Annotated in this window: 5 protein-coding genes; 2 read left to right on the forward strand and 3 right to left on the reverse strand. The window is 51.3% G+C overall.

All coding sequences use genetic code 11. The features are described from left to right. Positions 1–23: 23 nt before the first annotated feature. The gene (locus AC1RVX_RS18695) at positions 24–1,943 is read right to left on the reverse strand and encodes a YncE family protein (protein ID WP_493218109.1); all 1,920 of its coding nucleotides are present in this window, start codon (positions 1,941–1,943) and stop codon (positions 24–26) included. Continuing rightward, positions 1,943–7,285, reverse strand: coding sequence for a hypothetical protein (locus tag AC1RVX_RS18700; protein ID WP_493218110.1), 5,343 nt, complete (start codon positions 7,283–7,285; stop codon positions 1,943–1,945). Before AC1RVX_RS18700 ends, AC1RVX_RS18695 begins: the two co-directional genes overlap by 1 nt. 472 nt (positions 7,286–7,757) lie before the next feature. On the opposite strand from AC1RVX_RS18700, the gene AC1RVX_RS18705 reads away from it, so the two are divergent. Both AC1RVX_RS18705 and AC1RVX_RS18710 read left to right on the forward strand, forming a co-directional pair. Continuing rightward, positions 7,758–9,014, forward strand: a complete 1,257-nt coding sequence (locus tag AC1RVX_RS18705) for an FG-GAP repeat domain-containing protein (RefSeq protein WP_493218111.1) — start codon at positions 7,758–7,760, stop codon at positions 9,012–9,014. Between the two features lie 310 nt (positions 9,015–9,324). Next, entirely contained in the window at positions 9,325–11,496 is a 2,172-nt protein-coding gene (locus tag AC1RVX_RS18710) for a cadherin-like beta sandwich domain-containing protein (RefSeq protein ID WP_493218112.1), read from the forward strand. 217 nt (positions 11,497–11,713) lie between these two features. Here AC1RVX_RS18710 and AC1RVX_RS18715 read toward each other — a convergent pair whose 3' ends face one another. Next, complete coding sequence (locus AC1RVX_RS18715) at positions 11,714–14,887, reverse strand: TonB-dependent receptor (protein ID WP_493218113.1); 3,174 nt, start codon at positions 14,885–14,887, stop codon at positions 11,714–11,716. Between the last annotated feature and the right edge of the window lie 58 nt (positions 14,888–14,945).

Genomic DNA, 14,945 nt, shown 5'->3' on the forward strand with positions numbered 1-14,945 from the left:
ATTGATCCCGATTCTGGAAGAAACTATTTCACGGTCAACACCAGTTGTGCTGCCTGGTTCCAGCTCATGCCCAGCGATGTCGCTTGAAAGTAGACGTAATAATTTCCACTTCCTTGTGGAGCAAACGTAATGCTGTAGTCACCATTTTTTTGTTCATGCGCATCCAGTTGTAGTTGCTGGTTGTTTGTCGTGTTAAAAAGCAGGACCTGCAAATCGGAGACGCCAGACACGGCCTGCCCGTTGACAGCATCACGGATGGCAAATTGCAGATTCTGGTTCGTGCCCTTGCTCAAGGCAGGCACGCTACCAGCCAGTGTCACAGCATACCGAGTTGATGGTGGTTTGGCTGGATCAGTTTGCACATTAATGGGAAAGCAATGCAACATCTTGGGTGAGTCGAGATAAAACACCAGTTGGTAATTGCCAGCCCTTGGCAAGCGGGCATTGGCCTGATATTTGCCGGGCAGGTGTTCTTGCAGGCTATGGTCTAACACCAGCACAGCACGTGGTTCGTGGCCGTAATTGCGAAAGCTGCCTGCGGGTGCGCTCATGCCTTCCTGGTAATAATAAATGGTGCGGTCCGCTGGATTAGCCAGCAAGGCTGCTGCACCGTTGGGAACTATCACTGTCGTGTCTGCCAGACTACCAGTGCTGCGCCGCTTGTCAAAGGCTTTTTGCCCGTTGCTAACCGACGCTAGCGCCAATGGCTGCCCGGCCTTCCCTATTGCATCCAGCGGAACAAGTTGCACGATTTCACTATGACGTCGCCGGATGTATGCCAGGCGATCAGAAAACGTAACCTGATCCGGCCCATGCGAAATGTCCGCACTTTGCACGATCTGATTGGTGGCAACATCGAGCAAATCGAGCTTGTTTTTTTGCGGATTGAGAATAAAGCCATAGCGCCCATCGGGTGCAAACCGGATAATGGAGACACCCGGTAAGCTCTTGACACTTGCTGCTCGTTTTCCTGCAACATCAAAGGCAATAATCTGGCCATCACCTTCGTGGACAACATACAGCAATTGTGCTTTGGATGACCATGCCATGGCCACGGGATTCATGCCACCAGCCAGGTCAGCGGTTTTCCTGAGATTGCTCGTGTCTATCAGACTGATGTTGTTGTCAGCGGCATTACTGACAAAAACGCTCTTACCGTCATCACTAAAAGCGATAGTGTGTAAGCCTTGTCCAGTTTTGATCGTTGCCAGCAATTGACCATTTGATGCTGCCAAGACTGCCACACCATCGTCAGTTAATACCCATATCTGTTGTGCGCCTGGGCGCAAGGCCAATTGACCCGGGTGACCGGGCACAGGAACATACGTCTTGACTTGCCAGGTTTGGGTATCCACCAGCGCTACTTCCCCAACTTGCGGCTGGCTTACCCACAAGCTTTGCTCAGGTGTCAGCAACCAATCTTGCCCTACCCCATGCAGCATCACCAAGGTCAGTAATTTGGAGCCACCAAATCCGGTTTGCGGATTGATGACGGAGATAGAATTATCTTCATTCAATGCCAGCACGTAATACGCATTCAAGCTGAGTGCAGGCGCATGCAGCAAATCGCCACCTATGAAATTGGCTACCTTGCGACGGCAAGCCTGCTCGCTGTTTTCTTCTCCCTTGGTTTGCCCGTCGACCCAGGCAATCGGACGCGCATTGCGGATCGGATTTAAGCTTGCGGCATCGCGCAGGCTTAGAGTAAAGCGCGCTTCTGCCCCCTCTTGCATGAACTCAGACATCTCCAATTGCAAGGAGACACCATCCTTGATCACCTGATTTGGCGCGGGCTTAAGTTCTGCTGCCAATGCTGCACTGGCGCTGCCTGCAGAAATAGCTGGCTGTGCAGTGACCAGCGCAGTCGCCAGCACCAGCCCGGCCACGGCTTGATGCCAGCTATTACGTGCATAGGCAGGCTCGTTAAGTATCGCGTACCCCATTAACGCTTCCGTCGTTCTATTTTTTCCAGTGGCAGCACAGGTGGTTCGACCTGCTTGTCGACAGACTCTATCGCATTATTAGTCGCCGTCATGATAGTCGCCGCCGGTCTGATCTGTGCCAGTCCGCCAAAAGAAGAACGCACTTCCAGCATGGTGGGCTTTGCTGCATTGGCCTTGAATTTCCAGCGCCCGGTCTGGTCAACTGCGACCTTGCCCAGCTCTTTGCCGTCCACCACGATGGTGACAGTGTCAGCCTGCTCCCATTGCACACTGCCGGGGCGCATCGTGACACTACCGGAGACCTCAAGAATGCCTTCTATGGTCACTACCTTGTCAATCACGACGACATCGGCAAACACCTCCTGCACTGCCACCGCCGCTGTGACTGCTACGGTAGCACGCGCTTGAGCAGGACTGACACGGAACACCCCCCAGCCACCGGCACTATATTGGCCATTGGGCCAACTGCGGTATAAATAGTCGCCTGGCACTGCGAATGATCCACCAGCCTTATCGACAACAACATCAAAATGTGATGTCGTGCCATAGCCGGACTGCGTGCCCGTTGATAGTGATGCCGGGTTACTGCCTATCCTTCTGGAGTTATCGGCATACGGTTCAAACTGCCATTGATGACCAGTCAGCTCAAACACATTCTGGTTATCAGCCAGCCCCAGTGGGCCAAACAGGCGGAAGCGTACTGGCGTGCCTGCATTGGCGCGGAAGACAGGTGTCTGTGGATCACCATTCACCAGAGTATTTGATACCTCAGCGGTGGTGTCGATAGCGGCCAGTTTCAAATCGGTCTTGGTACCATAACGATAAAAGAAAGGCTCGGTACGGTAGTTGACTGCCATCAAAGGCAAGCCCGCGCTGTACAGTGATGTACCCTGATATTGCATGGCGATATCGGTTTGCATGAAGACCGCAAAATCACGGAAAAGCTTGCCAACCGCAGGTGATACCGTGCTGGAGATATGCGTGCCTGGATCGTCTTGCCATTTCGCGCCGATTGGCTCGATGATCATGCCGCCAAACAGGCCATGGTAAGCCTGCATCAACGGGTCGGCAGGTGCCAGGTTGAGGGCACCAAATTCTACCGGTGTAGCCCTGGTGACGCCGTTCTCGTTTTGCAGGGTACCGGCATACCAGGTGTAGATGATGGATGGCGGCGTGCCGGTGCAAGGTGCAGGGTTACAGGCGGCTACGGTTTGTACTGGATTGTTGCCGACGTTCATGCCATCTGCATTGCTGACATCCATCGCCAGCAATTGTGGATGCAAGCCTGCCTGGGTGGAAGGCAGCAGATTGATGTTGGCGTAAGCTGCAGTAAAACCAAGATTGGGCCGTGCGGCAGATTCAGGCGTGGTAAATACAGGTGCCTTGGCATTGACACGGTTGGTCAGTTGCAGCCGGATGACATCACCGGCAGCGGCGCGCAAGGCCAGTGGTTCAATATTGAGTCCGGCTTTCAGGGTGCCGTTGGGATTCAGGTCCTGGTCTTGCACATACACGATGGCATTGGGGTCGTTCAGGGTTTGATCCGAGAACTTGCCATTCGTCAGCTTGGCACCACGGCTGTTGTAGAGTAGCGGGCTATTGGAACCCAACAGTTGTTGTATGGTCGTGGCCGATACCTTGAACTGGCGCACGCAAGGGCCGCGCGCAGTGCAATCGGTGGGCAGGTTGGGCATGGTGGTGGCAACCGGCCTGATGTTGGAATTGCCTGGCAAAGGCGAGAGCCATGACACCTGGTTGTTATAACTGCGTATCAGGCTCCAGGCACCACTGACATTACCATCATAGGCATTGCTGGTGTTGACCAGATAATCGAGCGACTGGGCCTTGCCGGTTTGCGGGATAGTGAACAGGGTTTCAAAATGCTCGGACAAGCTCATGGTCTGGCTGTTGCGATAGCCAGAATTGGTGTCGAAGGGCTCGAACAACCATTTATTACCATTCACAGTGACGGTATGGTTGCCCACCAGTGCACCATCGATGACACGCAATTGCACAGGGTCATTTTCATAGACATGCAATATGGGCGTGAAAGGGTCTGTACCACCCATCTGTGCACTGACTGGCTGCCTTGGGAAGGTGAAGCAATTATTCGTGGCAGTTTTTACGCAAAGCGGATTGATGTTGGCACCGCCCGCGGGTTGCACGTTCAGTTGTGCATCATTACGTAAAATGGAACTGTATGAGCCTGCCAGGTCCGTGCCTGAATTGACTGCACCATTGCTGGACGCCACCCGTAAGGCCAGGGATTCATTACGGTAATTAAGTACCGATACACCGACACCAAAACCACCAATGATACTTGGCGTGGTGGTAGGCGGAGTCGGTGGATTGACCGGATTGCTGATTGCCACTGGCAAGCAGCCAACGCAGTTGATGCCATTGAGCGGATCAGCCCAGCCAGTGTAAGTGCCGTTCACACTGCGCTTGCAACCACTGTATATGGGGTCTTGGCCGGGGTAACAATCAAAGCTGCTACGGCTGGCAGGCAGATAAGCAAATTGTGAGTCTGCAACTGCAAGCGCAAATTCACGGTATGCCTTGCCCTGGCGCGGCACGATGTTGGCTGCATAACTGGTGGGGCCACCATCATTGCGGTTACCCAGCAAGGTTTTACCATCAATCGAAGTCCAGCGCGAGTCTGTTGGCTCTACCACCAGTCCGGCATACAGGCCCACCATCTGGTGGGTAGAAGGACCAAAATGGTCATGTGTAAATACCGTCAGCAGGGTGCGGTCGGCTTTTTGCTTATCCATTACCGGGTCAACCCACCAGCGCTGCACTGTCGCCTGTGCGCCCACCCATTGCATGCTGCCGGGTGTAGGGCCATTGCCAAAGGTGGGTATGGCTTTGGGGGTCAGTCTGACTTGTTTGCCATTCACGGCAATGCCACCAGCCTGGTTGATGCCAGTGATGCGGCTGCGTACTTCGTCCGGGCTGAAGGTACCGTCCTCATAATTGAAGCCATTCGCGGCACCGTCGGATGCAAGCACATCAAACTTCACCAGATGAATGTGCTGGCCGATGATGTCGGTGGGCGTGCGTACCTGGAAATCATCCAGCTCATAGTAACTGGGCACCAGGTTGGCATGCCAGTATTCAACCACGTCATTGCTATTGGCGCGGAAGAACAGGGGTTCAGGTGGTTTGTCACCATTCAATATCGGTTTCACATCCTGCCACAAGGCCAGTATGCGTTGCTGCGGGAAGTGCCAGCCTTTTTTATTGAGCACAACGTCAGTCTGCATGGCAGCGCCCTTGTAGATGCGTACTGGCGGCGTGACGGTGGCACCTCTGGCAGGATTGGCAAACGGCGCACCAGGCGCCCGTTGCAAACCATTCATGGCGAATTGTGCGAGGCTGCCGTCCGGCATTCTGGTGGCAACTGATTTTTGTTCATGCATGGACATCGCTGCCTGCTCTGTGGGCGTGCCCTGCTCTGGTAATTCTATGGCATTGATGCGACCCATTTCCTTGGTAAAGTCAGTCTGCGTGTATTTATCGATAGAAATCGTGCCGCCGGTAATCAGATGGCGTGGCAAGCCGCCATTCAGTTCTACGCCATTTTCCACCGCAAAATCATTCGGCGGATGCGGCGCACGGTGCCCGGCGACACCCGGTACAAAAAAGGGATAACCAGGGTTGCCCGCGCCAGTCACTTTGACCTGGCCTTTATCGATATGCACTGCCGCTGGCAATGGTGCCATGGCGCGAGTTGGCAAGGGTACTAAGCCGGGGATGGGTGTGCCGGCCAAAATCTCAGCATCAGGCAGCGCCCGTGAACCGGCCCTGGGCTTGCCATCTGAGCCAAGAGGCGTGCCCAGTTCCAGCACATCATGTACGCGGAACAAGGCCCACATGCCGCTGGCAAAATGAGGATAGAAATGGCAATGGAAGATAGAGTCACCCGGCGTCAGGTTGCGGTTACCGCTGCCCTCGTAGACCAGGTCCATGGTATAAGATGAACCCGGGCCTATGGTCTGGCTGTCGAGATAGCTGCTGGTATCACTGTCCGGCGAATACAGCCACTGATGTGCATGGTGGTGATGCACATGGAATATTCCCTGCCCTGCATGCAAGACACGGAAGCGCGCACGATCGCCCTGATAAGTGTGATACACATTCGATGGGTCATCCGGGTAGAACGCCACGGTTGCTTTGGCTGGGGTACAAGGCTGGGGTGAGCATGTCAGATTGGCTGGATTATCGACCACCATGGCAGGGTCACCACCCGCCCACGAGCTCAGGAAAAATTCTTCAAATTTGCATTCAGGGCAATCAGCAGTCGGCCCGACCTTGAGCCGGTTAGCAAGAATTTCGGCAGAAATGCCTGCTGAACCATAATTGATGGAAAACGCATCATTGGCACCGCTGAGCACATTATTTGAGTCCGCCACTTGAGAAAATGCCTGTACCAGTGTGAAAGACTCATGGTACATCACCGTCACTTCACGGTATGGTGATTCTGGATTGGGGTAAGAGGGGTTGCGTGCGCCGCTGACGGTGAAAGGGCCATGGTTGGGCCCGGTGACAATGGCCGTCAGATCGCTATGAACAATATTATTTCTCGCATCCAGCATTTTCAGCACTGGTTTGCTACTACCGGGTACCAGCGCATCATAATTAATCACTGGGTAACCCGTAGCACCGGTAACCGACGCCTGTTGCATTTCAGCCTGCGTGACCTGGCTGCGATACCATTCTGAACCACGTGGCTGCACATTGACGGAACCAAACAAGCCATATGTCAATTGCTCTTGCCCGGCCAGGCTATACAGCAGAAAACTGCCCTCTTCTGCCGCAAACAGACGATAGGTGATTGCTTTGCCAGGCTGGATAATGCCACTCGCATAGTTTGCTGTAGACACCGCATTATTACCTACAAAGCTGCCGTCATCGGCGATGGTCTGCACCAGCTCCATACCGGCCACATGCACCGATGCATTGCGCGTCGCAGGCGGGTTGGAATTGGAATGAGGACGATTGAGCCAATTCTGGAAATTGACCACCAGGCAGTCACCCACATTCGCCCGCAAGACCATGGGCCGCGGGCGTTTGCCTGGCCGCAATTGCGCATTGCCCGGCCCAGGCGTGCTGCCGCTGACAGCAACCACATCCCCCCGCAACGCGTACACCATGCCGCCCGGTTGCGCCGTGCCCAGGCGGTTAATCATCATGGCCTGCTCTATCGCCACCACGTCCGCCGTGACGGTGCGTTCACAACGTCCATTACTCTCGTTACTCTCATTACTCGCTGGCGCCGCATGAGCCTGAGTCACAAACATCAATGTCAGGGTACAGCCAATCCAAGGGAAGATTTTCATACCTGTTCCATATCAAGAAAGTGGGATGTCTCAAGCCCTGGTCGGGCAAATCAAGGCTGCTTGCCATGCATTTGATGGGGCAAGGGTTATGGTTAATATCGTGGAATTACTATACTCCTGATCATTAAATTATTGATAATTAAAGTAGAAATTTTTCCAACAAATTAAGCACATGTTGTGTTTTTAATACAAATTAGACAATACCTAATTATTGTCCTCAGTATCTATTTGATTCAACGCATTCAAGATGAAATTAAAGGTGAGCTTGAGCTGGATTGAAGTAGTTCGACGTGTTTATTGCCGTAACGAATGTAAAACCAAGTAAATCAAATTTTCATTTTTCAGTGAAGCGATAAGATTACTCAATGATATGAAATTCAAATGTGTTCAAGGCATGAGCAATTAACTTTTGATCATATTCATTACTGACACGGGCATTGAAACTAATTCTGCGTAAAAAATTTAAAATAATATGTCCTCTTTTACTTACTCAAAAAGACTCTTGCTAAGCTGGGCTTTCGTTTGTCTTCTGCTTAGCGCATGCGGCGGTGGCACAACATCAGAAAACACCGCGACCGTAAGCACATCAATCGCAAATACAAGCACTGCAACCACTGCTACAACAACGACTACAACAACCACGGCGACCACAACTACGGCAACCACATCTTCGAGTTCATCATCGAGCACGGCAAGTGCGCTTACCTGCAGTTATAGCCAGCTATCAATACTTACCGTAGGTGCCAATCCGCGTGCTATTGCCAGCGGCGATTTTAACAAGGATGGGTTTCTTGATCTGGTCACCGCCAATCTGGATGCTGGCACGATCAGTGTACTGACCGGCAAGGGAAGTGGCACCTTCGGTGACCCCGTCACTTACAGTGTGGGCAGTAATCCGTATCAAGTAGTAGTCGCTGATTTTAATGGCGACGGTTATCCCGATATCGCTACTGCCAATTTTGGTGGCAGCGAAATAAGTGTTCTACTGAATAAAGGTGACGGCACTTTCGCTGCTGCCGTCAGCTATATCACTGGAAGTAAGCCGCGCGCTCTGGTGGTAGCCGACTTGAATGGCGACAATATCGCAGATATAGCGGTAGCAAATTCCACTGCCAGTTCTGTCAGTGCCTTATTGGGAAATGGAAATGGCTTATTTAAAACTCAAATCGCTACGTCAGCAGGTTCCGTACCACATGGCATCGTCGCTGCCGACTTTAATGGCGACGGATATATGGATCTGGCCATCGTCAACAACGCCAGTACTGGCAAGGTTACGCTGTTGCTTGGTGCAGGAAATGGCAGCTTTACCAGTGGTACCACGCTGAGTGTCGGAGCCAATCCATTTGGCATTGCAACAGGTGATTTTAATGGCGATGGGCTTGCGGATCTGGTCGTCGCGAATCAGGGCGACAACAGTATCAGCGTTTTTCTGGGTAAAGGCGACGGCAACTTTGGTACGGTACAGACCTACGCCAGCTCAGGTCCGGCAGTCGCGGTAACTGTCGCGAAACTGCGCGGCAGCATAACGGACATCCTGGTTCCCACATTTACTGGCAATACTGTCGATATTTTTACTGGCACAGGTACAGGCACATTTACACGTAGCATCAGCCTTAACAGTAGCGGTGCTTATGCGGTTACAGCCGGAGATATCAACAATGACGGTGCGCTCGATATTATCGTAGCAGGCAGTGCCGGTGTGAGCTTATTTAAAGCTGCTTGCTTTTAATTCGGCATCGACTCACAAGTGTCACCAATTTACGCACGTAGGATAAATCGCGCCTGCTTCCATGGGTTCAGTTTTTTAAGGTAGAAAAATAGAAAATGCGAATTCGACGCAACAAAATTAGTTTAATTCTGTAGCAGCCCCATCTTATTTTTAAATTTTTGAGAGCTTTGTCATGACCGTCAGAAAACATTCAAGTCTTACAAAACAAAATAACGCGCCTGTGTCAGAACAAGTCAATGATATGCAGTTTCCACGACCATCACGTCGTGCTGCATTAACTGCATTGAGCGGCTTAGGTGCTTTGAGTGTCATGACCCTTACTTCTTGCGGCGGTAATTCCTCAACTACAAGTACAGCCTCTACCGATGCAACACTCAGCGGCCTGAGTTTATCTAGCGGCAGCTTAACGCCAGCGTTTGCCAGCACAACCATAGCCTATACCGCAGCGGTCAGCAACAGCACTACTCAATTGAGCCTGAGTCCGACAATTGCAACTGCAGGTGCCACTATTAAGGTAAATGAAGTTATAGTGAGCAGCGGACAAAGTTCGACTGTTTTTTCTCTCAATGTAGGAAATAATAATTTCAATGTCGTTGTAACTGCAGCAGACGGCAGTACTACCAAGAGCTACCTCATTGTGGTGACACGTGCAACAGCCAGCGTATCCAGTGACGCCACCTTGTCTGCACTCAGCGTATCCACTGGCAGTCTGTCACCCACTTTTTCAAGCTCGGTAACCAGCTACTCAGTCGTAGTAGGAAACAGTATCAGCGCAATAACCCTGACACCTACGACCACCAATAGTAGTGCTACTGTCAAAATTAATGGTACAGCCGTATCAAGTGGCAGCGCATCCGGCTCCGTCGCTTTAAACACTGGCAACAACACAGTTATAGTAACGGTCACTGCGCAAGATGGTGTCACGACGAATACAATCACATTAACGGTAGTGCGCCAGGCACTCACTTTGTCAGCAGATGCCACTTTAAGCAGTCTTTCCTTCTCGTCGGGCACTTTATCACCGGTTTTTGCATCTGGTACCTTGAGCTACAGTGTTACCGTACCCAATAGTGTCAGTACCGTCACTTTGACGCCCACCACCACCAATGCAGGTGCAAGTGTTAAAGTCAATGGGGTAACCGTGACAAGTAGTAGTGCGTCTGCATCACTGTCTCTCAATGTAGGCAGCAATACGATCAGTGTAGTTGTCACATCGCAAGACTCAACTACCAGCAGCACTTATACAGTAGCAGTCACACGTACTGCGACGCTATCCAATGTTGCCACGCTAAGTGGGCTGACATTATCAACGGGCAGCTTATCGCCGACGTTTAGCAGCGGAACTCTGAGCTATGCCACGTCAGTTGCGAACACTATCAGCTCCGTGACTATCACCCCTACCACTACCAGCAATGCTGCAACAATCAAAGTAAATGGTGCCACCGTCAGTAGCGGAGTTGCATCATCTGCCTTGGCGCTGGCAGTGGGAAGCAATACCATCACCATAGTGGTTACCGCCCAAGATGGCGCTACTACGAGCACAACAACCATCATCGTTACCCGCGCTGCCGTGAGTGTATCGTCAGATGCCAGTCTTAGTTCATTGAATGTATCTACTGGCACCTTGTCACCAAGTTTTGTAACTGCCACAACCAGCTACACAATAGCTGTCGCAAACACTGCCACTTCCATCACGCTAACACCAACCTCAACCAACAGCGCCGCAACGATCAAAGTCGCCGGGGCGACGGTCACCAGCGGCAGCACATCTGGGACACAGTCCTTAAGTGTAGGGAGTAACGCAATCACCGTGGTAGTGACTGCACAAGATGGAGCAACCACGCGCACTTACACAATAACAGTCACGCGCGCCGCAGCCAGCGCTGGTTCTTGCGTAATCACGGCACAAGAAACACAAGGCCCCTATCCTTTGCTGACGATACTATCAAACACCACCATGGTTCGTAACAACATTGCCGAGAGTAAGACCGGGGTTCCATTGACAGTAAAACTGGCACTTACCAGCGTGTCAAGTAGCTGTGCACCTATCTCAGGTGCTGCAGTTTATATCTGGCATTGTGATAAAGATGGCTTGTATTCCGGTTATGACGTCACCAATAATACCGGACAGACTGGGCTTACCTATCTGCGCGGTATTCAACTCACCGATAGTAATGGTGAAGTTACTTTCACAACGATTTATCCTGGCTGGTATGCGGGGCGTATCACGCATATCCACGTACAGGTATACCTCAATAATAATCTCGCAGTTACGGCTACAGCAACGACACAAATGGCACTGCCAATTGATGTAACGACAGCTGTATATAATTCGTCGTTATATACAAAGGGACAAAACAGTTCAGTGACGAGTTTTTCTTCAGATAATGTATTTAGCGATGGAACCAGTACCGAAATGGCTTCTGTTACCGGCAGCGTGAGCGCTGGTTATATTGCCACTTTAAATATTGGAATTGTTTAAAATTTGATCGATGATGGCACAGTCATGCGTGATGCAGAAATCAAAACGCTATGGCTGTGTCGTTTGAAGACATACTGGATTGGATAATTTCATGAAAAAGCCCAGCAGACAATGTTTGCCGGGCTTTCTTTGACTACATGTTAAATATCAGGCACCTAGCTTTTTATACTTTTAGCGAGCCACCCTTATATGGCTTAACTAAGTATTAAACTAAGCATCAGAACGATGTGCGCATTGACAAAGTATAAGATGCTCCTGGCTTGTACTCATCAAACACGGCATTGCTGAACTGTGTGTAGGACTGGCTGATTGCTTTGTTTGCATTCCATACACTCAGGGTCAGATCTGTGTTGTATGGGAAATTGAACAAGCGCTTCAGATTGGCACCTACTGACAGATCAACTTGCGTACGATCCGTTGTATAAGCATAAGCCCCACCAGGTACATTCAAACCTGTGCTGGTATTAACAACATGCGAAGCGGTATACTGGCGCGAAACACGGAAGTTCAGGCCATTACGCTCGTAGTACAAAGTAAGGTTACTGGTGCGTGGTGGCACGCCGGCTACTGGCGGTGCGTTGAGTGCTTCATCCTTTTGGTTTGTATAAGTGTAATTGGCAGTAAAACCAAAACCCTTTACCGGCAACATATCCAGCGGTTGTTGCCAGGTCAGTTCGATACCGCGTACTTTTAACTTGGTGTCGATATTGTAAGGTTCAGTAATTTCGACCAAATGCTTGTCGCGACCACCGCTGGCATCTACTGACTGCTGCTGTGCGGCTGTCAGCCCCACTGGCCCGTATATCGAATCCAGTTGTGACAGAGTATAGGTGACGATACGCTGCCCAGGGCGGCTCACAATATCTTTGGCAAAGACACTTGCCGAGACGTAGGCCTCGCGGGTCATGTAATATTCCAACCCCAAATCCAGATTATTGGCTCCGAATGGTTTGAGATTTGGGTTGGTCACGTTACCCTGGCGTGCACCCTGGTCACCAATGGTCAGCATTGTCTGCCTCAGGTCAGCCGGGTTGGCACGCGTCAGTGACTTGGACCCCGAAGCACGGAAAATCAACTTTGGCGTGATGTTATAGGCGATGGTTGCAGACGGCAATATATTGGCGTAGCTGGTGGTTTCATAAGCCCAGACGCCAATGTTGTCATACAAGCCGCCATTCTTCAAAGTGGCATTGCGTGGATCGGATACGATACTTAACGCACCAATCGTTTGTTTGGTATTGGCGTAGCGCACACCAGCGTTATAACGCAGCGTGCCATCAAACAATTTGAAACGACCATTGGCTTCGGTATAGAAAGCATCCACTACCTCACGAATATATCCTCCGCTGCCACTAGTGAAATCTTTGTAAATATTGTCCCGGAAATATTGATAATCCGTATCCTGAGCAAATTTAGGCCAATTTACACTGATAAATCCGTGGTTCGTGGCATAAGCATAATTCGGCACACCAGCATTGGTGACCACAGATCCCTGATAAGTCAACGGCGTCGTTGCCCCTGCCGTAGAACCAGTGCCATAACCAGGGTAGGCAGTGGCAGCATCCGTTACCACGCCTGGTGTACTACGACCGTCACAGCCTGGATTACGGATCTGTGTGTTCGGCGCGAAGAAACGATAGTTGACGTTATTGCCGCAAGCAACGTTCATCCAGGCATCCGCTGCAGAGTAGTCCTGGTAACGACGCTCAATATCGTCGTGCGACACGCCGGACTTGATACTGAAATTGCTATCACCCCAATTGACATTCAGACGTGAGCCCTTGGTCGTATTTTCCCGTTGATACAGGTCCATACGCAAGCCGGACAAACCCTGCCCTGCCTGATTCCAGCCGAAGTTTTTGGGGTCGTTGATATTCAGGTTGGCACCATAGGTTGGCGACTGTCCTGGAACAGAGTTGTCATAGGTAATGACAGAGTTTGGCGACGTAGTGGCCAACAGCACTGAAGGCATGTCGCGGAAGAACTTGCTGCTTGTAAAGTTAACATGTCCATCTATTGTCCACTTGTCGTTGGGACGGTATTCGAAGCCAGGATTGAAACTGCGAAACAGCGTCTTTTCTTCCATAGGCCGGTATTCCAGGGACCAGAATGTATTGGCGAAAGTAGCTTTTGTCAGTACACAACCTATCGTGCAATCACTGCGATCAAATTGCATGCCAATAGGGATCACGGTGTTAGCACGCGTACCTGCATTCATCCCTTCATAAATCATCTTGTTGCCCTTCTGGGCGAATATCATGTCCATATAGACATCCAGCTTGTCGCTTGGCTGCCATTGCAGACTGACGACCTCGCCGTAGCGCTTACGCTCACCTTCATAGATCAAATGTCGCCCAAGACGAGCCATCAAAGCATTGTCAATTTGCTGAATGGTGGCACCTGGATTCAGCGCCAACAACATGGCACGATCAATTTGCTTACCGGGCACCAGAATCGAACGCGCAAAAGCAGGCAAATCGTTAAGTGCCAGCCCAGATGGTACTGTGTCCGGGGTGGACTGTGAGCCGCCACCAGTACTATTAGGATTGTCAGCCGCATTGGCCTGGAAGGACTTTAACTGGAAGTTACGCATGTCGACCGATTGGAAACCTTCAGTCTTATACTTGGTATCACCAAAAGCAGCGCCGATCAGAACACCGAATTTACCAAGGCCGGTATTCCAGGTGTTGCTAATCAAACCTGAGCCCGTAGTACCTGTTTTACCACTTTGATCGCGATAGTTGCCGCTGAGCGTAATCGCTGAACGCAAACCATCTTTGTCGAAAGGCCGCACACTGCGCATGTCCACTGTGCCTGCAATGCCGCCCTCAATCACACTCGCCAGTTGACTCTTGTAGACGCTGGCACTACGGAACAACTCCGACGGCAGGAAGTCCATATCAACTTCACGATTGGCACTGATGTTGCCACCCCAGCTACCAGCCGAGGCAGATGCCATAGGAGCGCCGTTCAGCAGCACACGAGTGAAAGCCGGACCCATGCCGCGAATGGAGACGTTCAGGCCTTCGCCATCGATTTCTGCACGGGTGACTTTAACCCCGGGAATCCTGCCCAGTGCATCAGCAATATTGGGGTCTGGGAATTTACCCATATCTTCAGAGAACACCGTGTCACTCAAACCCACGTTCTCGTACTTCTCGTTGGCAGACAGGGCGAGCGAGCTTCGATAGCCGCTGACCGTCACCGTCGGAGTTGGTTTTTCTTTCTCCTTTTCTTTTTCCTGCTCAGCGGTTGTTGCTGGGGCCGGAGCCGGGGTTGGTACTGATTGCGCGTAAGCGCTGGAAATCAGGCCGGCAAGAACGGTAGTCACAAAGACCTCGCTCCCTGTACCCAATCGACGCCGTACGGCCCCTTTCGTTTTTTTGTTCATGCATGTCTCCTGTTATGCGGCATCTTGTGCCATTGTTGTTTGCACCTTTATTGGTGCT

The organism is Undibacterium sp. GW821-FHT11B02, assembly GCF_058808955.1.

What these genes read in the sequence shown, in the direction of transcription:
- AC1RVX_RS18695 (WP_493218109.1), bottom strand. Translation starts at nt 1,943, where the DNA reads ATGGGGTACGCGATACTTAACGAGCCTGCCTATGCACGTAATAGCTGG.
- AC1RVX_RS18700 (WP_493218110.1), bottom strand. Translation starts at nt 7,285, where the DNA reads ATGAAAATCTTCCCTTGGATTGGCTGTACCCTGACATTGATGTTTGTG.
- AC1RVX_RS18705 (WP_493218111.1), top strand. Translation starts at nt 7,758, where the DNA reads ATGTCCTCTTTTACTTACTCAAAAAGACTCTTGCTAAGCTGGGCTTTC.
- AC1RVX_RS18710 (WP_493218112.1), top strand. Translation starts at nt 9,325, where the DNA reads ATGACCCTTACTTCTTGCGGCGGTAATTCCTCAACTACAAGTACAGCC.
- AC1RVX_RS18715 (WP_493218113.1), bottom strand. Translation starts at nt 14,887, where the DNA reads ATGAACAAAAAAACGAAAGGGGCCGTACGGCGTCGATTGGGTACAGGG.